Annotated in this window: 27 protein-coding genes; 10 read left to right on the top strand and 17 right to left on the bottom strand. The window is 70.3% G+C overall.

All coding sequences use genetic code 11. The features are described 5' to 3' along the window. From KBY81_RS01470 to KBY81_RS16580, 4 genes are all read right to left on the bottom strand, one after another. A partial coding sequence (locus tag KBY81_RS01470) for a hypothetical protein (RefSeq protein WP_254975366.1) occupies window positions 1–313 on the bottom strand: 313 nt, incomplete at its 3' end. Further along, window positions 310–675, bottom strand: a complete 366-nt coding sequence (locus tag KBY81_RS01475; protein WP_106222815.1) for a biopolymer transporter ExbD — start codon at window positions 673–675, stop codon at window positions 310–312. The genes KBY81_RS01470 and KBY81_RS01475, both read right to left, overlap by 4 nt. Further along, the gene (locus KBY81_RS01480; RefSeq protein WP_106222816.1) at window positions 672–1,025 is read right to left on the bottom strand and encodes a hypothetical protein; all 354 of its coding nucleotides are present in this window, start codon (window positions 1,023–1,025) and stop codon (window positions 672–674) included. The genes KBY81_RS01475 and KBY81_RS01480 overlap by 4 nt, the downstream gene beginning before the upstream one ends. After that, window positions 1,022–1,519, bottom strand: a complete 498-nt coding sequence (locus KBY81_RS16580; protein WP_254975367.1) for a MotA/TolQ/ExbB proton channel family protein — start codon at window positions 1,517–1,519, stop codon at window positions 1,022–1,024. The genes KBY81_RS01480 and KBY81_RS16580 overlap by 4 nt, the downstream gene beginning before the upstream one ends. A 135-nt stretch (window positions 1,520–1,654) precedes the next feature. Here KBY81_RS16580 and cysK point away from each other — a divergent pair, with 135 nt between their 5' ends. The 3 genes from cysK to KBY81_RS01500 all read left to right on the top strand — a co-directional run bounded on the left by cysK (window position 1,655) and on the right by KBY81_RS01500 (window position 3,485). After that, window positions 1,655–2,635: a cysteine synthase A gene (cysK, locus tag KBY81_RS01490; RefSeq protein WP_106222818.1), complete on the top strand. Its 981-nt coding sequence runs from the start codon at window positions 1,655–1,657 to the stop codon at window positions 2,633–2,635. A gap of 37 nt (window positions 2,636–2,672) precedes the next feature. After that, window positions 2,673–3,107: a hypothetical protein gene (locus KBY81_RS01495; protein ID WP_254973218.1), complete on the top strand. Its 435-nt coding sequence runs from the start codon at window positions 2,673–2,675 to the stop codon at window positions 3,105–3,107. A 96-nt stretch (window positions 3,108–3,203) separates the two neighbouring features. Next, entirely contained in the window at window positions 3,204–3,485 is a 282-nt protein-coding gene (locus KBY81_RS01500; protein ID WP_106222820.1) for a 2Fe-2S iron-sulfur cluster-binding protein, read from the top strand. 15 nt (window positions 3,486–3,500) lie between these two features. On the opposite strand, the gene gorA is transcribed toward KBY81_RS01500, so the two are convergent. The 3 genes from gorA to KBY81_RS01515 are packed head-to-tail and all read right to left on the bottom strand — an operon-like array spanning window position 3,501 to window position 5,819. Further along, on the bottom strand, window positions 3,501–4,859 hold the full coding sequence (gorA, locus tag KBY81_RS01505) for a glutathione-disulfide reductase (RefSeq protein ID WP_106222821.1): 1,359 nt from the start codon (window positions 4,857–4,859) through the stop codon (window positions 3,501–3,503). Beyond that, window positions 4,856–5,536, bottom strand: a complete 681-nt coding sequence (locus KBY81_RS01510) for a pentapeptide repeat-containing protein (RefSeq protein WP_106222822.1) — start codon at window positions 5,534–5,536, stop codon at window positions 4,856–4,858. The genes gorA and KBY81_RS01510 overlap by 4 nt, the downstream gene beginning before the upstream one ends. Next, window positions 5,514–5,819, bottom strand: a complete 306-nt coding sequence (locus KBY81_RS01515) for a metalloregulator ArsR/SmtB family transcription factor (RefSeq protein ID WP_254975370.1) — start codon at window positions 5,817–5,819, stop codon at window positions 5,514–5,516. The genes KBY81_RS01510 and KBY81_RS01515 overlap by 23 nt, the downstream gene beginning before the upstream one ends. A 145-nt stretch (window positions 5,820–5,964) precedes the next feature. Between KBY81_RS01515 and acsF the strand changes: the two genes are divergently transcribed. Together acsF and KBY81_RS01525 are read left to right on the top strand one after the other, a co-directional pair. Then, a complete protein-coding gene (gene acsF / locus KBY81_RS01520; protein ID WP_254975372.1) occupies window positions 5,965–6,993 on the top strand; it encodes a magnesium-protoporphyrin IX monomethyl ester (oxidative) cyclase in 1,029 nt (342 codons plus the stop codon). A gap of 76 nt (window positions 6,994–7,069) precedes the next feature. Continuing rightward, window positions 7,070–7,759, top strand: a complete 690-nt coding sequence (locus KBY81_RS01525; RefSeq protein ID WP_254975374.1) for a long-chain fatty aldehyde decarbonylase — start codon at window positions 7,070–7,072, stop codon at window positions 7,757–7,759. A 1-nt stretch (window position 7,760) separates the two neighbouring features. Here the strand turns inward: KBY81_RS01525 and KBY81_RS01530 are convergent, their stop codons facing one another. Together KBY81_RS01530 and KBY81_RS01535 are read right to left on the bottom strand one after the other, a co-directional pair. Beyond that, the gene (locus KBY81_RS01530) at window positions 7,761–8,693 is read right to left on the bottom strand and encodes an L-lactate dehydrogenase (protein WP_254975433.1); all 933 of its coding nucleotides are present in this window, start codon (window positions 8,691–8,693) and stop codon (window positions 7,761–7,763) included. 295 nt (window positions 8,694–8,988) lie between these two features. After that, on the bottom strand, window positions 8,989–9,414 hold the full coding sequence (locus KBY81_RS01535; protein WP_254975376.1) for a hypothetical protein: 426 nt from the start codon (window positions 9,412–9,414) through the stop codon (window positions 8,989–8,991). Window positions 9,415–9,529: 115 nt separating this feature from the next. Here KBY81_RS01535 and KBY81_RS01540 point away from each other — a divergent pair, with 115 nt between their 5' ends. Beyond that, window positions 9,530–10,219, top strand: a complete 690-nt coding sequence (locus KBY81_RS01540; protein WP_254975378.1) for a biliverdin-producing heme oxygenase — start codon at window positions 9,530–9,532, stop codon at window positions 10,217–10,219. Between the two features lie 58 nt (window positions 10,220–10,277). Next, window positions 10,278–11,648, top strand: a complete 1,371-nt coding sequence (gene hemN / locus KBY81_RS01545; RefSeq protein ID WP_254975380.1) for an oxygen-independent coproporphyrinogen III oxidase — start codon at window positions 10,278–10,280, stop codon at window positions 11,646–11,648. Between the two features lie 6 nt (window positions 11,649–11,654). Here hemN and KBY81_RS01550 read toward each other — a convergent pair whose 3' ends face one another. The 4 genes from KBY81_RS01550 to KBY81_RS01565 all read right to left on the bottom strand — a co-directional run bounded on the left by KBY81_RS01550 (window position 11,655) and on the right by KBY81_RS01565 (window position 15,069). Next, window positions 11,655–12,377 carry an SDR family NAD(P)-dependent oxidoreductase gene (locus KBY81_RS01550; protein ID WP_106222832.1) on the bottom strand — a complete coding sequence of 241 codons (723 nt, stop codon included), beginning with the start codon at window positions 12,375–12,377 and terminating at the stop codon, window positions 11,655–11,657. A gap of 201 nt (window positions 12,378–12,578) precedes the next feature. Continuing rightward, the gene (locus KBY81_RS01555; protein ID WP_106222833.1) at window positions 12,579–12,917 is read right to left on the bottom strand and encodes a P-II family nitrogen regulator; all 339 of its coding nucleotides are present in this window, start codon (window positions 12,915–12,917) and stop codon (window positions 12,579–12,581) included. Between the two features lie 13 nt (window positions 12,918–12,930). Further along, window positions 12,931–14,256: an ammonium transporter gene (locus KBY81_RS01560; protein ID WP_254975381.1), complete on the bottom strand. Its 1,326-nt coding sequence runs from the start codon at window positions 14,254–14,256 to the stop codon at window positions 12,931–12,933. Between the two features lie 294 nt (window positions 14,257–14,550). Continuing rightward, entirely contained in the window at window positions 14,551–15,069 is a 519-nt protein-coding gene (locus KBY81_RS01565; RefSeq protein ID WP_015108656.1) for a phycocyanin subunit beta, read from the bottom strand. A 118-nt stretch (window positions 15,070–15,187) separates the two neighbouring features. Here KBY81_RS01565 and KBY81_RS01570 point away from each other — a divergent pair, with 118 nt between their 5' ends. From KBY81_RS01570 to KBY81_RS01580, 3 genes are read left to right on the top strand one after another with little or no spacing between them, the layout of a single operon-like run. Further along, window positions 15,188–16,468, top strand: coding sequence for a glutathione S-transferase family protein (locus KBY81_RS01570; RefSeq protein WP_254975383.1), 1,281 nt, complete (start codon window positions 15,188–15,190; stop codon window positions 16,466–16,468). Between the two features lie 26 nt (window positions 16,469–16,494). Further along, window positions 16,495–17,082 carry a DUF2808 domain-containing protein gene (locus KBY81_RS01575; RefSeq protein ID WP_254975386.1) on the top strand — a complete coding sequence of 196 codons (588 nt, stop codon included), beginning with the start codon at window positions 16,495–16,497 and terminating at the stop codon, window positions 17,080–17,082. Between the two features lie 59 nt (window positions 17,083–17,141). After that, window positions 17,142–17,420, top strand: coding sequence for a DUF427 domain-containing protein (locus KBY81_RS01580; protein ID WP_106222885.1), 279 nt, complete (start codon window positions 17,142–17,144; stop codon window positions 17,418–17,420). 19 nt (window positions 17,421–17,439) lie between these two features. Here KBY81_RS01580 and KBY81_RS01585 read toward each other — a convergent pair whose 3' ends face one another. From KBY81_RS01585 to KBY81_RS01600, 4 genes are all read right to left on the bottom strand, one after another. Beyond that, window positions 17,440–17,673: a hypothetical protein gene (locus tag KBY81_RS01585; RefSeq protein WP_219904504.1), complete on the bottom strand. Its 234-nt coding sequence runs from the start codon at window positions 17,671–17,673 to the stop codon at window positions 17,440–17,442. Between the two features lie 99 nt (window positions 17,674–17,772). Beyond that, the gene (locus KBY81_RS01590; protein ID WP_261357001.1) at window positions 17,773–18,933 is read right to left on the bottom strand and encodes an NAD(P)/FAD-dependent oxidoreductase; all 1,161 of its coding nucleotides are present in this window, start codon (window positions 18,931–18,933) and stop codon (window positions 17,773–17,775) included. Continuing rightward, window positions 18,930–19,349 carry a tellurite resistance TerB family protein gene (locus tag KBY81_RS01595; RefSeq protein WP_219904506.1) on the bottom strand — a complete coding sequence of 140 codons (420 nt, stop codon included), beginning with the start codon at window positions 19,347–19,349 and terminating at the stop codon, window positions 18,930–18,932. The genes KBY81_RS01590 and KBY81_RS01595 overlap by 4 nt, the downstream gene beginning before the upstream one ends. Before the next feature lie 110 nt (window positions 19,350–19,459). Then, the gene (locus KBY81_RS01600) at window positions 19,460–19,726 is read right to left on the bottom strand and encodes a DUF3136 domain-containing protein (protein ID WP_106222839.1); all 267 of its coding nucleotides are present in this window, start codon (window positions 19,724–19,726) and stop codon (window positions 19,460–19,462) included. Window positions 19,727–19,841 lie beyond the last annotated feature (115 nt).

Raw genomic sequence — 19,841 nt, forward strand, 5'->3', positions numbered from 1 at the left:
CTGCCCGGGCACGGGCCGCGCCCCTGTCGGCCCCGCGACGCGGTTGCGACGGCAGATCCGTCGGCGGGGGCGGCGGCAGGGCACTGAGCGGGGGCAGGGGCAGGGCCGCCAGGGCCGGCTCCCGCGCCTGCTGGCGGCTGAACCGCAGCAATTCCGGAGTGTCATCCGCCGGTGGGGCCGCCGCAGCGGGTGCTGTGCTGGCGGGCGGACGCAGGGCCGCCACAACGAGAAGCCCGTTCAGGGCCAGGGCCCCCAGCAGGGGCAGGCGCAGATGGCGCCAACGGGGGAAGCGGAAGCTGGCCTTGATGGTCATGGCAGCTGCAGCTCCAGGGGCAGGTCGGAACGGCCCAGGCGCTCCATCAGCTGCTGCACCGATCCCCAGGGGACGTCTCGATCAGGGATCAGACGAAGGGTCGGCTGGCCGGGGCCATCCTGGAGCCGCTGGAGCACGGCGGCCAGCTGCCCGGGCGGGACCGGCTGGTTCCAGAGCCGCAGCCGGCCGTCGACGTCCAGGTGCAGGCTGACGACCCCCTGGTGGGCCGGACGCTGGGCCAGCCGCTGGGGCACCAGCACCAGGGCCAGGGACAGCAGGGCCAGTCCGGTGGCCATGGCCCCGAGGGCCACGGCGTCAAGGGCGGCCCCCCAGGCAGGTGTCTGGCCGGTGTCGGCGTTCATGGCCCTGCCTCCGGCAGCGCCAGCCCCACTGGCCGGGGGCTGATCGAACGCAGGTGGGCCAGGGACCGGGCCACCTCGCCCAGGGGAAGGCGGGCCGCCGGCAGGAAGTGGATCTCGCTGCCGGCCGGCTGGGAGCCCAGCAGGCCCGGCAGCCGGCCGCGGGAGACGGGTTCCCCGTTCACGAACCAGCGATCGCCCGGCGCCTGCACGACCCAGACGGCGCCCGTCAGAGACGGGCCCCCCGGTGGCCGCAGCCGCGGCTGGCGCTGCCGGGCCAGGTCGGCCAGCGCCGCCACCGACCCGCACAGCAGCAGGGTCAACCCCACGAGGGCGGCAAGGGCGTGGTTCATGCCGGCGGTGCCCAGGCACGGCCGAGCCGCTGCAGCCGCAGGCACTGGCTGCGCCGCAGCCACTGGTTGGCGAACAGCCCGGTGCTGGCGATCAGGCTGAGGATCAGCCCCAGGGCCGTGCTCAGCAACACCTGGCCGAATCCGGCCAGGTTGGCCCCGGCCGGCAGCAGCAGCTGGGGGCCGAGGCTGGCGAGCACCTGCATCAGACCGAGCACGGTGCCCACCAGCCCCAGCAGCGGGGCCAGCACGATGGCCGCCTGCAGCAGCGGTTCGCCGAAGCGCATCTCCAGCTCCCAGTCCTCCAGCAGACGTCCGGCGGCCGGCTCCCCGTGGTCGGCCAGCACCCGCTCCCACTGCTGGCGGCGGGAGGCGCGGCCGCGCCACCACGACCACCAGTACCGCCCCCGGTCGATCACCACCGTCACCACTGCGATGGAGAGCAGCAGCAGCAGCAGGGCGATGGGTCCATGGATCCCGGGGACCGGTGTCTTCACCCCTGACGACGCTGCATCCGACGGGGGCGATGGTATGGGCCGACGTCGCCCGGACGACGTGCCCCAGCTGCTTGACAGTCCCCGGGGATCGGACGCTGACTAAGGTGCCCATGGACCGGATCCAGAGGGAGCGCCATGAGCCCCATCCACGCCGATAACAGCCTCAGCATCGGGCAGACCCCGCTGGTGGAGCTGCATCGCGTCACGGAGGGATGCGGCGCCCGGGTGCTCGCCAAGATCGAGGGCCGCAATCCGGCCTACTCGGTCAAGTGCCGCATCGGCGCGGCCATGATCTGGCAGGCCGAGAAGGATGGTCTGCTGGGGCCCGGCAAGGAACTGATCGAGCCCACCAGCGGCAACACCGGCATCGCCCTGGCCTTCGTGGCCGCGTCCCGGGGCATCCCCCTCACCCTCACCATGCCGGAGACGATGAGCCTGGAGCGGCGCAAGCTGCTCACGGCCTACGGCGCCCACCTGGTGCTCACCGAAGGGCGGCAGGGCATGGGGGGGGCCATCGCCGCCGCCCGGGAGCTGGCGGAGTCCGAACCGGACCGCTGGGTGATGCTGCAGCAGTTCGTGAACCCGGCCAATCCCCGCATCCACCACGACACCACCGGCCCCGAGATCTGGACGGACACCGGCGGCGTGGTGGATGCGCTGGTCTGCGGCGTCGGCACCGGCGGCACCATCACCGGCGTCAGCCGCTACATCAAGACCACCCTCGGCCAGCCGCTGGTGTCGGTGGCGGTGGAGCCGCTCAACAGTCCCGTCATCCGCCAGACGATGGCGGGTGAGGACCTGCGGCCCGGCCCCCACAAGATCCAGGGCATCGGCGCCGGCTTCGTTCCCGCCAACCTCGACCTGAGCCTGGTCGACCGGGTCGAGGCCGTCAGCGATGAGGAGGCGGTGACCATGGCCCGCCGCCTGATGAAGGAGGAGGGGATCCTGGCGGGCATCTCCTGCGGCGCCGCCACGGTGGCCGCCCTGCGGCTCGCCAGGGAGCCGGCCTTCGAGGGCCGCACGATCGTGGTGGTGCTGCCCGACTCCGGCGAGCGCTACCTCAGTTCGGTGCTGTTCGAAGGGGTGTTCAACGAACGGGGCCTGGCGGCCGTCTGACCCCACCGACCGATCGAGTGCTGCGAGGCCACCGCCGATGAGTTACCTGCGTCAGATCATGCAGCGGCTCCATGACCGCAGCACCGCTCCGGTCCCGGTCGATCGCTCCGGGGACCCTGCCGTGCTGGAGGAGCACCTGACCCTCTATGCCGCCCGTCTCGAGGACTGCAGCGACGCCATGCTGCACTATGAGGCCGCCTGGCTGGAGCAGCACATCGAGACCCTCGAACTCTGCGCCCGGCAGCCGACGATGCTCGCCAGCGCCGGGGGGGGCGAGCGGGTCGAGCGGCTGCTGCAGGAGAGCCTGCGCTTCCGCCAGCTGCTGGAGCGCTGCCGGGCGGCCAGGGGGCTGACGGGGGAAGGGGTGCGGGCCGCCGTGGTGGCCAGCGAACATGCCTGGGAACTGTCCGACCCGGGACTCCGCCGGGCCTGGGGCTTCCCCGCCGACCCCTCCAGCGGTCCCGTGGCCTGATCGCCGCGCGTGTCCGCCCGCGCACCCTGTTCCCTGCGATACATACCGCCGCCCGAAGTTCCCCCAAGGATTGGCTGATCGTCCTCCTGCGGCACCATGGCGAGCTTCACGATCAGCCTGGAAGGAGGGACATCCTTCACCTGTCCCGACGACACCTACATCCTCGACGCGGCCGAGGAGCAGGGCATCGATCTTCCCTATTCCTGCCGCGCCGGGGCCTGCAGCACCTGCGCCGGCAAGATCCTCTCCGGCAGCGTCGACCAGTCCGACCAGAGCTTCCTCGACGATGACCAGATCGGCGAAGGCTTCGCCCTGCTCTGCGTCAGCTACCCCCTCTCCGACTGCACCATCCAGCCGGGGGTGGAAGAGGAGCTCTGATCGTCCCGGTCCCGTTCAGCCGGCCATGGTGACGAACTCCTCGGCCACCGAGGGATGCAGCGCCATGGTGCGGTCGAAATCGGCCTTGGTGGCGCCCATGCCGATGGCGATCGCCGCCATCTGAATGATTTCGGCGCTGTGCTCGCCCACCATGTGGCAACCCACCACCCGGTCGGTGGCGGCCTCCACGATCAGCTTGAGCAGCACACGGGGGCCCCGGGCCGGCAGGGCCTGGGCCATGGGGCGGAAGCGGGCCCGGTGCACCCGGATGCCCTCGGCACCGAAGCGCTCGATCGCCGCCTCCTCGCTCAGCCCCACCCCGGCCAGTTCCGGCTGGCTGAAGACGGCGCTGGCCACCAGGTCGTGGTTCACCTGGCGGGGCTTGTTGCCGTAGACGGTGTCGGCGAAGGCGCGGCCTTCATCCACCGCCACCGGGGTGAGGTTGATGCGGTCGGTCACGTCGCCGACGGCATGGATGTGGGGCACGTTGGTGGTCTGGTCGGCATCCACCGGGATGCGGTGCCCTTCCACCGCCACCCCGGCGCACTCCAGCTGCAGGCCCTCGAGGAAGGGCCGGCGGCCCGTGGCCAGCAGCACGCCGCCGCAGGGCAGCAGCTCGCCGCTCTGGGTGACCACCTCCAGGGCGCCGGGGACGCCGGTGATGGCGGCGGGGCTGTGGGCGAAGCGGATCTCGATGCCTTCGGCCTCCATGGCCTCCTGCACGGCGGCGGAGGCCTCCCGGTCGAAGCCCCGCAGCAGGTGGTCGCCCCGCACCAGCAGGGTCACCGCCACGCCCAGGCCATGCAGGATGCAGGCGAATTCACAGGCAATGAAGCCCGCCCCCACCACCACCACCTGGTCCGGGAAGCGCTCCTGCAGGAACATGTCGTCGCTCACCCAGCCCAGTTCGGCCCCGGGGAAGCTGGGACGGTGCGGCCGGCCACCGGCGGCGATCAGGATCCGTTCCCCCTTGAGCCGACGGGTGGTCTCGCCACCCTGGACGATATCGATGTGGTGGGGATCGGCGAAGCGGCCCCAGCCCCGCACCAGCTGGACGCCCGCCTTCTCCAGCAGGCCGATATGGAGCTCATTGAGCCGGTCCACCTCGCGGCGCACGTTGGCAAGCAGCACTGAGGCATCCGGCCGGAAGCCCTCCAGCTGCCAGCCGTAGCTGGCCGCATCGCCGAGCAGGTGGCGGTAGGCCGAGCCGTAGACCAGCAGCTTCTTGGGCACGCAGCCGCGGATCACGCAGGTGCCCCCCACCCGGTCGCCCTCCACGATCGCCACGGAGGCCCCGTAGGAGGCAGCCCGTTTGGCGGCGGCCAGGCCACCGGAGCCCGCCCCGAGGACGATCAGATCGAAGCAGTCGGTCATGGCAGCAGGGCGTCGTGGAGCAGGGTGCCTTCCAGCATGGCGTCCCGGAGATCGGTGTCCCGCAGGTCGCAGCCGCTCAGATCGGCCTCGCGCAGGTCGGCGCCTCCCATGTTGGTGCCGTAGAGGCAGGCACCGCGCAGATCACTCCCCTGCAGCAGGGCCCCCTGCATCTGGGCGAAGCTGAGGTCGGCCCCCTGGAAATCGGCTCCGCCCAGGTCGGTGCGCTGGTCGAGTCCACCGCGGAAGTCGGCCTCCACCAGCCGGGTGGCTCGCCAGCGGCTGTGGGCCCCGAGCACCCCCCGCAGGCAGCAGCGGTGCATCAGGGCGGCGCCGAAATCGGCCCCCTGCAGCCGGGCCGAGGAGAGGTCGGCGTCGTGCCAGAAGGAGCCGCCGGCCTTGAGATCGGAGAGGTCGGCCCCCCAGAGCAGGGCCTGCTGGAAGCAGGCGGCCTCCACGTTCGCTCCCGCCAGCCGGGCGTGGCCGAAGCGGCCTTCCTTGAAGCAGCCGCCGCTCAGGTCGCAGTCACCGAGATCCAGCGCCACGCCATCGAGATCCCCCAGCCGCAGGCCGGCAAAGTGGCGGCGGCCCCCGGCCAGGGCGCGTTTGAGGGCGTCCAGATCGGCGGGGAGGTCGTCCGGCAGGTCGGCGGGACGGTCAGAGGATGGCCGCAAGGGCATCGAGTTGCTGGCGGCGGGAGGCGAGCATCAGCTTCCGGGCCTGGGCCAGGAGCTGGAAGACGCCCTTGTCGATCACTTCATAGAACACCAGGCTGCCTTCGGGACGGCGGCGCACCATCCCGGCGATGGTCAGCAGCTTGAGGTGCTTGGACACCAGGGCCTGGCTGAGGCCGGTCTTCTCGACGACGGCGGTGACGTTGAGCGGCCCCTGGCGCAGGGTCTCGAGCACGGTGAGCCGGTTGGGCTCGGAGAACACCTTGAAGTAGTCGGCCAGAGATTCCATCGACCGCCGCGCAGCCCGTGATCGGCTGAGGTTACCACGCTTGCATCTCAGACTGTTGATACAGAAACGTGAAACCACAGGTCTGCGACACCTGGATCACGTAGTATCACGTTGTCGTTATGACGTGAAGCAGCGTCGCTCCCTGATGACCGCCACTCTCTCCTCCCCAGCTGCGGCGCCCCACCTGCGGGAAGACCTGCTGACGCCGCGGTTCTACACGACCCAGATCGCCAAGGCGGCCCGCACGGATCTGGAGCCGCAGCGGCCGGCCTTCGAGGCGATGCTCGCCGAGATGGAGGCGGACTACAACCGGGACCATTTCGATCGCAAGGCACCGCTGGACCGGCTCCGGGACCTGAGCCCCGAGGAGAAGGAGGCGTATGAGAGCTACCTGGTGCGCTCCTGCGTGTCGGAGTTCTCCGGCTTCCTGCTGTTCAAGGAGCTTTCCCGGCGGCTGTTCCAGGCGCAGCGTCCCGAGATGGGGCGGCTGTTCCAGCTGATGGCCCGGGATGAGGCCCGCCATGCCGGTTTCCTCAACCGGGCCCTGGTGGCCGAGGGCATCGAGATCGACCTGCCCAGCCTCAGCACCAAGCGGCCGATCACCTGGTTCCCCCTCAGCTGGGTGCTCTACAGCGTCTTCCTGTCGGAGAAGATCGGCTACTGGCGGTACATCCTCATCGACCGCCATCTCAAGGCCCATCCCGACAGCAACTTCGCGCCCCTGTTCGATTTCTTCGAACCCTGGTGCCAGGACGAGAACCGCCATGGCGACATCTTCAACATGCTGATCCGCTGCTGGCCCGCCCTGCGCCAGGGGCTGCGCGGCAAGTTGCTGAGTCGCTTCTTTCTGTGGTCGGTGTTTCTCACCCACAGCCTCACGGTCTGTGAGCGGGGCGAGTTCTACCGGATCCTGGGGATGGACCCGGAGGCCTTCGACGCCGAGGTGATGCGTCAGACCAACCGCACCGCCCGCCGGGCCTTCCCCTGGGTGTTCGATCTGGAGTCCGGCAGCTTCATCGCCCTGCGGGACCGCCTCGTCGCCTGTTTCCAGGAGATGGGCGCCGCCCGCCGCCGGGGGGCCGGCCCCCTGCACCAGCTGGGCCTGCGGCTGCGCTTCGGCGGGCTGCTGTGGCAGCAGTTCTGGCAGCCGATGGTGCGGGCGGAGGCCGGCTGAGCCCGGGCTGCCCGCGGCGTTCCCTGCGGCCTCCACCAGCGGATCGTTCAGCTTCTGTTCCCTCGCCTCTTTTCCCATGCCCCAGCCCCATCTGAGCGCCGCCTACCGCGACGCCTACAGCCGCATCAACGCCCTGGTGATCGTGGGCGAGGGCCTGGCGGACAGCCACTTCCGCCTGCTGGCCGGCCTCCTTCCGGAGGACCGGGACGACCTGATGCGGCTCGCCGCCATGGAGGGGCACCATGCCCGCGACTTCTCCGGCTGTGGCAGGCAGCTGGGGATCCGCCCGGATCTGCCGCTGGCGCGCCGCCTGTTCGCGCCCCTGCACCGGCTGTTCCGTGAGGCCGTGCGCAGCGGCGACCGCGTCAGCGCCCTGGTGATCCAGTGCCTGATCGTGGAGAGCTTCGCCGTGGCCGCCTACCGCTGCTACCAGCCGGTGGCCGACCCCTTCGCCGCGCCGATCATCCAGTCGGTGCTCACCGATGAGGCCGAACACCTGGAGTACGGCGGGCGCTGGCTGGCGGCCTGGTTTCCGGAGGTGGCCGCACCGATCGCGGCCTGCTGTGAGCGGGCCGTCCCGATCGTGATGGGGATGCTCCAGAGCGTCCGCGACGACCTGAAGGCCATCGGCATCGATCCCGCCGACGTGGTCGGCGAATTCGTGGGCTGCTTCCAGGCGGCGATCGAGACGGTGGGCTTCCCGCCGTCCCAGGCCCGCGCCCTGGTGGCGCGACTGGCGGGCCGGGCGGCGCAGGCGGCGGCGTAGGTCAGAACCCCGCCGCATCGAGCATGCTCCGCAGCACCCCGGCGCTGTGGCGCAGCTGCCCCATCTCCTTCTCGGTCAGGGCCATCTGCACCAGGGCGGCGGCGCCGCTGTCGTTGACGATCGTGGGCAGGCTGAGGCAGACATCGGGCAGGCCGTAGTGGCCGTGGCTGCGGCTGCTCACCGTGAGCATCTGGTCCTTGCTGCGCAGCACCGCCTCGACGATCTCGGCAGTGGCCAGCCCGATGGCCCAGGAGGTGCTGCCCTTGAGCCGGATGATCGCGTCGGCCGCCTGGCGCACCTCGCCATGGAAGAGCTCCTGGAGCTCCGGATCCGCCAGGGTGCGGCTGCCTTCCCAGCCCCCATCCACCAGTCCGGAGCCAGCCACCACCACCCGGCTCCACACCGGCACCTCGGAATCGCCGTGTTCGCCGATCACGCAGGCCTGGACGTCGTGGGGATCGATGCCCAGCCGGCGGCTGATGGCCATGCGGAAGCGGGCGGAATCGAGCACGGTTCCCGAGCCGATCACCCGATGGGCGGGGAAGCCGCTCAGCTGGCCGGCGATGTGGGTGAGCACATCCACCGGGTTGCTCACCACCAGCAGCACCGCCCGGGGGCAGTGGAGCGCGATCGGCGGTATGAGCCTGCGGAACAGGGCCGCATTGCGCTCGACCAGCTCCCGCCGTGACTGCCCCGGCTGCTGGGCCACGCCGGCGGTGATCACCACCAGATCGGCGTCCCGTCCCTCCTCCTCCACGCTCCCTGCCCGCAGGTCGGTGCGGGGCAGGAAAGGCAGGCCGTGGCAGAGGTCCATCACCTCCCCCTCCAGCCGGTCATGGGCCACATCCACCAGCACCAGCTCCTCCTGGCAGCCCCGGTGCAGGATCGCCACGGCGCAGGCCATGCCCACGGCGCCGCAGCCCACGATCACCACTTTGCGCCCGGGGAGTGTGCGCCCCCGCGCCTGGGCGCCGGTGGGCAGCAGCAGGTTGCAGAAAGGGGCGGCGGAGGTGCCGCCGACGGCCGGGGTGAGATCAGGCACCGGCGGCAGGGGCCTGGGAATGGCCCGAACGGGTCGTTGCGGTTGGGTTCACTGCGCCTCCGCCCGGGGAATCGGGCCGTCAGCCCAAAGAAACACCCCTGAGGGTCGCTGTCACGGCTCCGGGACCACCGCTGGGGGTGTTCTGCGCGGCCAGCCACCGCTGGTCGGTGGCGGCCCGATCCCCCCTCTAGGTCCTCTCGGCGCCAGCGCTGCTGGTCGCGGTGTCGGCGGCCGGCGCCCGGGGGGGCAGTGCCCCCGCCCGCTTCTGCAGCCAGCCCGTCGTCAGAGCGAGTGTCCCGGTGCAGCCACCGAAGCGCAGCTGGAGCCAGGTGATCACGGCGGTGTCACCGGCCACGATCGCTTCGATGGGGTCCTGTGGCCGCGTCTGGTCCTGGTCTTTCGCAGGGGAATGGTGAAAGGCCTGAGCCAGGTGCAGTTCCTCCACCAGCTCCGGTCCCAGATACCAGAGCTCCACGTCCGCGCCTTTGCGCTGGCGGCGTTCCTCGATCAGCTCCCGCAGCTGGCCGTCCCCACTGAGCTGGCCCCGTGGGGCCACCAGAAAGGAGAGGGAGCGCAGGGGCGCGGCGGCCGGGGCCTGGGTGGTGAAGGACATGGTGGATGGGGTGGGTTGCAACGAATCTGTTGCCACAGAAGCATGGAACAACAGTACCGTTATATCGTAGGCATCAGTGCCCCACCCGGCCCGTTCTCCATCGGTTCCGTTCCCCATGACCGCCGCCATCCCTGCCGCCATCTCCGACCACGCCAGGCCCGCCGATGTCCTCGCCCACAAGGGGTTCGGCCCCCGGGTGCGCCGGCTCCATGGCCGCATCGGTGCCGCCCACCACCAGGCCGAGGGCATGGCCTTCTCCCGGTCGCTGCTGGCGGGGCAGGCCCACCCCCTCCAGCTGGCGGCCCTGATCCGTGCCCTTGCCCCCGCCTACGACCTGATCGAGGCCCGGGGCCCCCTGCTCGCCGCCGCCCTGGGAGCGGAGGGTTTCCCCTGGGCCGACCTGGCCCGCACCCGGGCCCTGGACGGGGACATCGCCAGGCTGGCCGTGGTCCCGGCCACGCCCGCTTCCGCGGCGGCCGCGATCTGGCTGGAGCACCTGCAGCGCCTGGCCCAGCAGGCCCCGCACCGGTTCATGGCCCACGTCTACGTGCGCTACGGCGGCGATCTCTCCGGGGGCCAGCAGCTGGCCGAGCAGGCCAACGCCATCCTCGCGGCCCAGGGCCTGCCGCCCCTGCAGTTCTGGGAGTTCCAGCGCCCCATCCCCGAACTGAAGCAGGAGCTCCATGACGCCATCGAGCGGATGGACCTCAGCGCTGACGAGGAGCTGGAACTGCTGGAGGAATCGGTGATCGCCTTCCACGACACCCAGCGGTTGCTGGCGGAGCTGGGGGACCTCGCCGCCTGATCGCCCCTCCACAACCCATCGGCCCCTCCAACCCCTTCCGCCCCCAACTCCCTTCCCCATGACCCCTGCGGCCACCCTCACCCCGCGTCCCGCCACCCCGATCGATCTGCTGCTCAAGCACGACCGGCCCGTCCCCCGCTACACGAGCTATCCCACGGCCGCGGCGTTCCACGGCGGCGTCAGCGCGGCCGATCTGGAGGCCCAGCTGGCCCGCCCCACCGACGCGCCGCTGTCGCTCTACGTGCATGTGCCCTTCTGTCGCAACGCCTGCTGGTTCTGCGGCTGCAACCGCATCACCACAGGCGCCGGCTCGAAGGTGGTGGAGCCCTACCTGGAGGCCCTGGCCGCGGAACTGGAGCTGATCACCCGCCACTCCGCCCAGCGCCGCCGCCTCGCCCAGCTGCACTGGGGCGGGGGCACCCCCAACTATCTGACGATCCCCGAGCGTGAGCGCCTCTGGGGTCTGATCGAGCGCCATTTCGATCTGGCGAGCGATCTGGAGGCCTCGATCGAGGTCAATCCGGAGGCCCTCAGCCGCCAGGATGTGATGGAGCTGCGCCGGCTGGGCTTCTCCCGGATCAGCTTTGGCATCCAGGATGCCGACCCCCTGGTGCAGCAGGCGGTGAACCGGGTGGTGCCGGTGGACCAGCTGCGCCGGGCCATGGCCTGGATGCGGGAGGCGGGCTTCGCCAGCGTCAACGTCGATCTGATCTGCGGTCTGCCGCTCCAGACCCCGGAGCGGTTCGACGCCACCCTGGCCCTGGTGCAGGAGCTGCGCCCCGACCGGGTCTCTCTGTTCTCCTTCGCCTACCTGCCCGAGCAGCTGCCCCTGCAGCGCAAGATCGCGCCGCAGGATCTGCCCAGTCAGCGCCAGCGGCTGCAGATGCTGGACAGTGCCGCGGCCCGCCTGGGCAGCTGCGGCTACGACGCCATCGGCATGGACCACTACGCCCTTTCCGGCGACAGCCTGGCCGTGGCGGCCAGAGAGGGGCGCCTGCACCGCAACTTCCAGGGCTACACCACCGGCGGGGAGCTGGAGCTGCTGGGGGTGGGCCCGACGGCGATCAGCCAGTTCCCCGGGCTGTTCAGCCAGAACCAGCGGGATCTCAAGGCCTACGCCGCCAGCATCGCCGCCGGTCAGCTGCCGGTGGAGCGGGGGCTGGTGGTGAGGGATCCGGAGGTGCTGGAGCGGCGGGAGCTGATCCGCGAGGTGATGTGCCAGTTCAAGGTGGCGATCGATCCGGAGCGCTACGCCGCCGAGTGGGCTGCCCTCGAGGCCCTGGCTGACGACGGGCTGGTGCGGCTCAGTCGGGCCGATGGCCGCGGCCTGGTGGAGGTCACCACCTCGGGTCGCTGGCTGATCCGCACCGTGGCGGCCGTGTTCGACCCCTCCCAGCGCCAGGCGGCCTCCGGCTCGCGGCTGATCTGAGCGGCCTCAGCAGGGTTCCAGCACGCAGTTGATCTTCAGCTCGAAGGGCACGGCGCTGGCGGGCAGCCGCAGCAGCTGGGCGGTGAGGGCGGCCAGGTCCTCGGGCTGGGTCATGGCGCCGGCCGGCAGGGCCGTCACCTGGGAGGCCATGGCGGTGTTGACCCACCCCGGGCAGATCGCCGTCACCCGGATCCCGGCGTCCCAGCCCTCGTTGCGCATCGACTGGCACAGGGCCATCAGCGCGAATTTGCTGCAGGGGTAGGCCGCCAGGGAGCCCTTCACCCGCTGGCCGCTCATCGACACCAGGGTGATCACCCGGCCGTCGCCACTGGCCACCAACGCCGGCCAGGCGGCCCGGGTGAGCCACCAGGGACCCATCAGATTGACGCGCCACAGGTCCTCGATCTCCTGCTCGTCCCCCGGCGCGAACAGCAGGCCCACCCGGGAAAAGAGACCGGCGCAGTGGATCACCCCGTCGATGGCGCCGAACCGGGCCAGCGTCGCCGCCACCCAGGCGGTCGCCTGGCCGGGGTCGCGCGCCTCGTAGGGATGGACGAACAGTCGGTCGCTCCGCCGGTTGGCGGCCTGCCGGAGCGGGCCCTCCGGCAGGGCGGCAGGATCGCGCAGGCCGAGGCTGAGCCGATGGCCCTCGGCCAGGGCCCGTTCCGCGATCGCCCGGCCGATGCCCCGGCTGGCGCCGCTGATCAGCAGGGTGCGGGGCTGCTCCATGGCCGGCGACGACGGATCCGGAAATCCTGGCCGATGACCAGGGGGGCGGCCGGGGGCGGCCAGGGGGATCCGGCTGGGACCTCTGGTGGGTCGGATCGCGGTGGGTCTGGTGACCGTCGGATGTCCATGTCGGGAGCCAAAAAAAAAGCTGACCTTGATGGCCAGCTCCGGGTGGGGGGCGCCGATGCCGGCGGCTGAGGCTCAGAGGGTGGATTCGCCGGATTCGCCGGTGCGGATCCGGATCACCGATTCGACCGGGGTGACGAAGAGCTTGCCGTCGCCGATTTCACCGGTGTGGGCCGCTTGGGTGATGGCGGCGATCGCCGCGTCCAGCTTGGCGGAGGGGACGACGATCTCGATCCTTGCCTTGGGAAGGAACTCGACGGTGAACTCCGTTCCCCGGTAGCGCTCCACCTGGCCTTTCTGGCGACCGAATCCACGGGAGTCGGTGACCGTCATGCCGATGATGTCAAGGGCGACGAGGGCAGTCTTGATGGCATCCACCTTGGAGGGGCGGACCATGGCCGTGATCATTTTCATGGAAGGTTTGTCGTCAGTTGGTCATTGGATCGTACGCCTCTTCCCCGTGAGCCACGAAGTCGAGACCGCGCTCTTCCTCTTCGATGCTGACGCGCAGGGGCATCAGGGCACCGAGAATCCAGAGAATAATAGCCGTACCCAGCGCGACAAATCCATAGGTGAGGATAACGGCTTTGAGCTGGGCGATGAACAGGCCGAAGTTTCCTGATTCCTCAAGGATCTTGGCCGACAACGGGAAGTAATCGGCGGGCACAAGGGTCGTGGAAGCGAGAATCCCGGTCAGCAGAGCGCCCACGGTCCCGCCCACCCCATGGACCATGAAGGTGTCAAGGGAATCATCGAACTGGATGGCGGCCTTGACCCGCACGGCGATGAAGCAGGCCGCCGCCGTGAGGACGCCGATCAGCAGCGATTGCTCCATGTAGACGAAGCCTGCCGCCGGGGTGATGCCCACCAGGCCGGCGACGGCACCGGTGGCAGCACCGACGGCCGTGGGTTTGCCGTCCTTGAACCATTCGATCAGGCACCAGGTGAGCAGGGCCGCCGAGGCGGACGTGGTGGTGGTGAGGAAGGGGTACCCCGCCGTCTTGGAGGCGAACATGCTGGCCCCGTTGAAGCCGAACCAGCCGAACCAGAGCAGACCGGCCCCCAGCAGAATGAAGGGCACATTGTGGGGCGGACGCTTGCTGTTGGGCCAGGTGCTGCGTGGGCCGATGATGGCCGCCGCCACCAGGGCCGCCACGCCGGAAGCGATGTGAACCACGGTGCCGCCGGCGAAATCGATCGCGCCGATGGCGCCGAACGGGCCGATGAAGCCGCCGCCCCACACCATCTTCGCCATGGGGGAATAGATCAGCAGGCTCCAGATCAGGCAGAACCAGAACCAGGCCTTGAAACTGACGCGCTCCACCAGAGCCCCGGAAATCAGGGCTGGGGTGATGATCGCGAACATCCCCTGGAACAGGGCGAAGGAGGTGGCGCTGATCGGGAAGCCGGCCGCCAGGGGCTGGTCGCCGAGTTCACCGCCGACCCCATGGAGAAACATCGATCCCAGCCCACCGATGAAGGGGCTGCCGAAGCCGACGTCGAAGGCCAAGCTGTAGCCGACCACCACCCAGAGAACACCAATGAGCCCCATCAGGAAGAAGCTCATCATCATGCAGTTCAGCACGTTCTTGGGACGGGTGAAGCCCCCGTAGAAAAAGGCCAGACCCGGGGTCATCAGCAGAACCAGGGCCGAACCCACCAGCATCAGCAGGGTGTCGGCGCCGTCGGTGGGGGCCATGGCCAAGGCCGCCTTGGCCGATCCGGCCAGCAGCGGGCCGATGCCGGCCCCCACCGCCAGCAGGAAGAAGGCGATCCGCCTGAGTCGTTGGTCCTGAAGACCACCCAGACAACGGCTGCGGAGGCGATCGAAGGTCGTCAGCGCGGATGGCGCGGATGACGACGATGCACCAGTCGGAGATCCATGCATCGGAAAAGGGGGGTGAAACCTTGGAAAAGGCCAAAATCACCCTCAACGCATGGGAAGGATGGCTATGTAGCCAAACGAACAAACAGACCCTCCCACCAGCGAACGGTCACAAAAAAGCCGGGGCGTGGCCCCGGCGGGATGGCAGATGGGAGACCCGACTCAGGCGACGGCGGCGGCGGCGCGATCGAAGTAGGTGCCCACTTCGGACATCAGGGCGGAGCAGTCGCCGGGGGTGATGCCGTTGCGATCGTTGGCGATCGCGATGGCGGCGTCCTTCATCTTGCGGATGCCTTCAGCCACCGAGGCACCGGGCACGCCAAGGGCCAGGTAGGTCTCCCGCAGGCCGTTGAGGCAGCGGTCCTCGAGCACCGAAGCGTCGCCGGTGAAGATCGCATAGGTGATGTAGCGCAGCACGATCTCCATGTCGCGCAGGCAGGCGGCCATGCGGCGATGGGTGTAGGCGTTGCCGCCGGGGGCGATCAGGGCGGGCTGCTGATCGAACAGATCGCGGGCAGCGTTGGTGACGATCTTGGAAGCGTTCGAGGTGATGCGGTTGACCGTGTCCATCCGCTTGTTGCTCTCGGCCACCATCGCTCCCAGGGCGTCGATCTGGCCGGGGCTGAGGAATTCGCCGCGGGCGTCGGCCTGGGCGACGAGCTTGGTGAAGGCGTCGAACATGGGAGCTGCTGGGGAGCGTGGAGATGTGAACTTTAGATTCGCCGGCCCTGTTGGTGCGAGCGCGCCGGAGGAAGCGCCCCTGCCGGCCTGACTAGGTTGGTGGGCCCCGCCCCCCCGCATGGCCGGCTCCGCAACCATGCCTCCCGAGCCGATGGACTGGGGTGCGCTGGCCCTGGCGGCCAGCCCGCTGCCGAGCGATCGAACGGCCGGTCCCGCCAGCCCCCAGGCCCAGCTGCGGCTGTTCGGCCGCCCGGAGGCGGAGGTCCGGGTCACGCTGTACCGCGATCACCACGCCTGGTGTCCGTACTGCCAGAAGGTCTGGCTGTGGCTCGAGGAGAAGCGGATTCCCTATCGGATCCGCAAGGTGACGATGTTCTGCTACGGGCAGAAGGAGCCTTGGTACACCAAGCGGGTGCCCAGCGGCATGTTGCCGGCCCTGGAGCTGGATGGTCGGCTGATCACCGAAAGCGACCGCATCCTCGAGGCCCTTGAGCAGAGCTTCGGTTCCCTGGGGGAGGCGATGCAGTCGTCCCGGGCCCTGCCGCTCCGCCAGCTGGAGCGGCAGCTGTTCCGGGCCTGGTGCCAGTGGCTCTGCGTCCCGGCCCGGGGGGCCGCCGAGGAGGCCCGGGGCCGGGAGGGCTTCGACCGCTGGGCGGAGCGCTTCGCGACCGCCCTCGACGCCCAGCCGGGAGCTTTTCTGCTCGGGGACCTGGGCACGGTGGATCTGATCTTCGTGCCCTACGTCGAGCGCATGAATGCCAGCCTGGCCTACTACAAGGGCTACCTGCTGCGGGAGCGCCATCCGGCCATCGATCGCTGGTTCCGGGCCCTCGAGGAGCGCTCCACCTACCTCGGCACCCAGAGCGATTTCCACACCCACGCCCATGACCTGCCCCCCCAGATGGGGGGCTGTTACGCCAGCGGCACTGGCGAGCAGCGGGATCTGGCCGACCGGATCGATGCGGGCCCCTGGCCGATCGTGGCGCCACCCGGCGCCGACCCTGAAACCAGCCAGAGCGAGCCGGATGACGCGGCCTCGGTGGCCCTGGCCCGGGTGCTCCGGCACCGGGGGGCTCTCCTGGCGCGCAATCCCCTTGGAGCCGAGGGGTTCGAGCGGCCATTGCGCTGCGCCCTCACCCGGCTGATCACGGGCCTGGACTGTCCGCCTCCCCCCGGTTCGGCCCGGGGCCTGCGCTACCTGCGGGATCGCATCAGCGTGCCCCGGGACATGCCGCTGCACGCGGCCCGCCTGTTGCGCCGTTCCCTGGAGGCCACCGCCCGCCTCGATCCGGCCGATCCCTCGGCGGCGGGAGAACCGATCCTGGTGCAGCATCGCCGCGACCAGGATCCATCCCCCTTCCTGGCCATCGCCAGCCGCCCTTCGGGCGGCGGCCCCTAGCGTTGGCCCCGGTACCGGTGGAGAGCATGGCAGACGATTCAGCTCCCGCTTCCCTGGGGGGTCTCCGCCGGCTGGTGCCGCCCCTGGCGGCCCTGACCCTGGCCATGGCGGCCGCCGCCCCCGCCGCCCCTGCCGCCCCCGCCCAGGAACCGGGCGGTCGCACCCAGTTCCTGCGGGCCCCCTGGAAGGTCATCCTCACCAGTTACACCACCAACGTGGGCCAGTCGCCCGCGGAGTACTTCTTCACCCTCAGCCTCGAAGCGGGAGCAGGGGCCTCCCTCGGTGGCCTGACCATTCAGCAGATCCGCGGCGCCGACTGGCAGTTCCCGTTTGCCGTCGAGCGCACCCGCGCCTTTCTCGGGGTGCCCCGCCGTGAGGGGCCCCGGATCCCGGTGCAGGCCGGGTTCGATCCTGCGGCCAGGCGCTTCAACCTCAGCTTCCCCGAGCCCGTGCCGCCCGGCGCGACGGTCACGGTGTCGCTGCGGCCCTGGACCAATCCCGTCCAGGCCGACACCTACCTGTTCCAGGTGACGGCGATCCCGGCCGGCCCCGGGCCGGTTCCCAGCCCCGTGGGGGTGGGGACCCTGAGGATCTACCAGCCGAACGAGTGGTGAGACGGTCGGCCGGTGTCCCTGGTCAGGCGCCAGGATGGTGCCCCCAAAGGATGCCCACGATGCAGGCCAGCTGGAACGGAAAGGTGATCGCCAGCAGTGACGACATCGTGACGGTGGAAGGTAATGCCTACTTCCCGGCCGATGCCCTCGACCCGGCCTGCATCCGGGCCTCCAGCCACCGCTCGTTCTGCGGCTGGAAGGGGGAGGCCCATTACTACGACCTGATCGTCGACGGCAAGGAGAATGCCAACGCCGTCTGGTACTACCCGGAGCCGAAGGAAGCGGCCAGCAACATCCGGGGCCGGGTGGCGTTCTGGAAAGGGGTGACGGTGGCCTGAGGCCCCAGGGGCCCGACGATCAGGTGCCGGGATAGCGCAGGGTGCGCCACTCGCCGCTGAGGGTGCTCACCTCCACGCCGATGCCCACAGGACCCTGGACGGGGCCGAACTCCTCCTGCCACCAGTTGAGGGCCTCGCTCCAGGCGGCATCCAGGGATTCGTAGAGGTCGTCGAGGATGGGATGGGGCTCACCCTGCAGATCCACCAGCCGGTAGGTGCGGCACGTCTGGCCGCTGCTGCGCGTCTGGGACATGCTGCGCGAGCGGGAGGATTGAGGTAAGGAGATCGCCACGTCTTGCCTCGTATACAGGACTGGCATTCTGGCCCCTGTGCCAGATCGGAACTGTCACCTTCACAACATCTTTCGGTGTTGCTCCGCAACCGGTGCGGCGCTGGCCGCCCGGGTGGGAGGGCGCTTCCTTCCCGTGCGATGGCTCACCTGGCGGCTGCGTTCCTGGTACCGGTGGACGACCGCCAGCCGCTCCTCCTCGTAGGCCTGCAGCGCCAGCTGCTGTGTGGCGGCGGCGCCCGGCGCGAGCTTTGCCGCCAGGGCCACCGCATCCTCCAGCCCTGCCGTCATCCCCCGGGCCTGGGAGGAGCTCATGGCATGGGCGGCGTCGCCGATCAGGGCCACCCGCCCGGCCACGATGGCGGGCAGGGGATCGATGTCGAACGACCAGTTGGCCACCACGTCCTCCGGAGCTGTGGCGGCGATCACGGCGGCCGCATCAGCCGGAAGCTTGGCGAGGGCGGCGGCGGGCACCCCCTCTTCCAGCAGCCGCTGCTGGGTCTCCCGGTCGTCGGGAAGCTCCTCCTCCTGGAAGAAGCCCCAGTGGGTGCGCCCCCGGCCCTCCCGGTCGGGGCCCAGGTCGAAGAAATTGGCGTAGATGCCCCGGCCCCGGGCATAGACGAAGAAATCCCCGCCGCTGCAGAAGCTTTCGTCGGTCACCACCCCCCGCCAGACCCGGTCCCCCAGGTACTGCAGGCGCCGATCCGGGCAGAGCAGGGCCGCCACCCGGGAGAAGATTCCATCGGCCCCCACCAGCAGATCCCCGGTCCACTGCCGGCCGTCGGCGAAGCGGGCCACGACCCCGTCCTCCCCCTGGCTCCAGCTGACGAGCGCATGGTCGCCGTGGAAGCAGGCGGGATCCAGATGGCCCCAGAGGGCATCGAGAATGGCGCGGCGGTGGATCAGCAGGGAGGGCGGCTCCCCGGCCTCCCGCTCGGCCGGGCTGGCTTCGATCAGGTCGCCCCGGAGGTTGCGGAACACGAACCGCTGCACCGGATGGCCGCCCGCCAGCAGGTCGTCGAGCAGGCCCGGGACGGCGGCCGCCGCCACCGCCTCCACACCGCTCTTCACCAGCAGAATCCCGCAGCCCTCGGTGCGCAGCCGCGCGGAGCGCTCGAACAGGCAGACCCGGTGGCCCTGGCGCTGCAGCATCAGGGCGAGCAGCAGGCCGGAACTGCCGGCCCCCACCACGGCGATGCGGAGGCCGGCGGGGGCGGAACTCATGCGCTCACGGCGGGCTCCAGGATGCTGGCATGGAGAACGTCCATCACCTCCAGCACCTTGGTGGTCTCCTCCGGGTCCAGGCGCAGGGTGCTGGCCAGGTCGGCGAGGATCGCCTGCTCCTGGTCCTGCAAAGGGCCGTCGGAGCGCATGATCTCCGCCGCCACTGCATAGGCCGTGTGCCGCTGCCGGTCGTCGAGCACCGCGGCCGCCTCCTCCATCAGGCCGATCGCGCCCTTGGCCCGCAGCCCCTGGAGCAGGGTATCCATCAGGCTGATCATCTCCTTATCGCTCCTGCCCTTGAAGGGGGTGCGGTAATCAAGGGCGTGGCGAAGGGCCCGCGTGCCCGCCATGGTGAGGGCACCGTCCCAGGAGACGGCGGCGAGAGCGACCGCGGCGAAGGCCGTAGGTGCGTCCATGGACAACGTGGAAAGCTTGGGACCCCCTGTCATCGTTCGCTTCAGGGGTGTCTGTCAGTGGCCGATGCGACCGAATCCGGGAAAGGATCCCCGCCGCCCCGGTGAGCTCCTCAGCGCTTCGCGGCGCCGCCGCCGGCAGCCCCGCCCTCACGGCACAGCCTCAGATACAGGGCGTCCGGCTCCTGGTACCGCGCCGGACGGCAGTCGTGCAGCCGGGCCAGCTGCAGCCAGCAGACGGTCCGTTGCACGGTCTTGAGACTCTTGCCCTCCCGCACCAGCATCCGCATGGCCCGGCAGTAGGAGCCGTAGTGCTCATCCAGGTCCGGGAGGTCGCGGGACCGGTCGGCGCTGGGGCGCTGGTCGGAGGGAACGCTCATGCATCGACTCCAGCACTTCCGCTCGGACAGCGACTGTGACGAGGGGAACCAAGCGGACAGATCGTGAGGTTTCGCCCCGGCGGCCCAACCCGCGGGCAGGACCAGCGCAAAAAAA

Source organism: Cyanobium sp. Lug-B (assembly GCF_024345635.1).
In the GTDB taxonomy this organism is placed as follows: Bacteria; Cyanobacteriota; Cyanobacteriia; order PCC-6307; family Cyanobiaceae; genus Cyanobium; species Cyanobium minutissimum.

Excerpts from the sequence above, each read along its gene's own strand:
- KBY81_RS01475 (WP_106222815.1), bottom strand. The coding sequence starts at position 675 with ATGAACGCCGACACCGGCCAGACACCTGCCTGGGGGGCCGCCCTTGAC.
- KBY81_RS01480 (WP_106222816.1), bottom strand. The coding sequence starts at position 1,025 with ATGAACCACGCCCTTGCCGCCCTCGTGGGGTTGACCCTGCTGCTGTGC.
- cysK (WP_106222818.1), top strand. The coding sequence starts at position 1,655 with ATGAGCCCCATCCACGCCGATAACAGCCTCAGCATCGGGCAGACCCCG.
- KBY81_RS01495 (WP_254973218.1), top strand. The coding sequence starts at position 2,673 with ATGAGTTACCTGCGTCAGATCATGCAGCGGCTCCATGACCGCAGCACC.
- KBY81_RS01500 (WP_106222820.1), top strand. The coding sequence starts at position 3,204 with ATGGCGAGCTTCACGATCAGCCTGGAAGGAGGGACATCCTTCACCTGT.
- gorA (WP_106222821.1), bottom strand. The coding sequence starts at position 4,859 with ATGACCGACTGCTTCGATCTGATCGTCCTCGGGGCGGGCTCCGGTGGC.
- KBY81_RS01510 (WP_106222822.1), bottom strand. The coding sequence starts at position 5,536 with ATGCCCTTGCGGCCATCCTCTGACCGTCCCGCCGACCTGCCGGACGAC.
- KBY81_RS01515 (WP_254975370.1), bottom strand. The coding sequence starts at position 5,819 with ATGGAATCTCTGGCCGACTACTTCAAGGTGTTCTCCGAGCCCAACCGG.
- acsF (WP_254975372.1), top strand. The coding sequence starts at position 5,965 with ATGACCGCCACTCTCTCCTCCCCAGCTGCGGCGCCCCACCTGCGGGAA.
- KBY81_RS01525 (WP_254975374.1), top strand. The coding sequence starts at position 7,070 with ATGCCCCAGCCCCATCTGAGCGCCGCCTACCGCGACGCCTACAGCCGC.
- KBY81_RS01535 (WP_254975376.1), bottom strand. The coding sequence starts at position 9,414 with ATGTCCTTCACCACCCAGGCCCCGGCCGCCGCGCCCCTGCGCTCCCTC.
- KBY81_RS01540 (WP_254975378.1), top strand. The coding sequence starts at position 9,530 with ATGACCGCCGCCATCCCTGCCGCCATCTCCGACCACGCCAGGCCCGCC.
- hemN (WP_254975380.1), top strand. The coding sequence starts at position 10,278 with ATGACCCCTGCGGCCACCCTCACCCCGCGTCCCGCCACCCCGATCGAT.
- KBY81_RS01550 (WP_106222832.1), bottom strand. The coding sequence starts at position 12,377 with ATGGAGCAGCCCCGCACCCTGCTGATCAGCGGCGCCAGCCGGGGCATC.
- KBY81_RS01555 (WP_106222833.1), bottom strand. The coding sequence starts at position 12,917 with ATGAAAATGATCACGGCCATGGTCCGCCCCTCCAAGGTGGATGCCATC.
- KBY81_RS01565 (WP_015108656.1), bottom strand. The coding sequence starts at position 15,069 with ATGTTCGACGCCTTCACCAAGCTCGTCGCCCAGGCCGACGCCCGCGGC.
- KBY81_RS01570 (WP_254975383.1), top strand. The coding sequence starts at position 15,188 with ATGGCCGGCTCCGCAACCATGCCTCCCGAGCCGATGGACTGGGGTGCG.
- KBY81_RS01575 (WP_254975386.1), top strand. The coding sequence starts at position 16,495 with ATGGCAGACGATTCAGCTCCCGCTTCCCTGGGGGGTCTCCGCCGGCTG.
- KBY81_RS01580 (WP_106222885.1), top strand. The coding sequence starts at position 17,142 with ATGCAGGCCAGCTGGAACGGAAAGGTGATCGCCAGCAGTGACGACATC.
- KBY81_RS01585 (WP_219904504.1), bottom strand. The coding sequence starts at position 17,673 with ATGTCCCAGACGCGCAGCAGCGGCCAGACGTGCCGCACCTACCGGCTG.
- KBY81_RS01590 (WP_261357001.1), bottom strand. The coding sequence starts at position 18,933 with ATGAGTTCCGCCCCCGCCGGCCTCCGCATCGCCGTGGTGGGGGCCGGC.
- KBY81_RS01595 (WP_219904506.1), bottom strand. The coding sequence starts at position 19,349 with ATGGACGCACCTACGGCCTTCGCCGCGGTCGCTCTCGCCGCCGTCTCC.
- KBY81_RS01600 (WP_106222839.1), bottom strand. The coding sequence starts at position 19,726 with ATGAGCGTTCCCTCCGACCAGCGCCCCAGCGCCGACCGGTCCCGCGAC.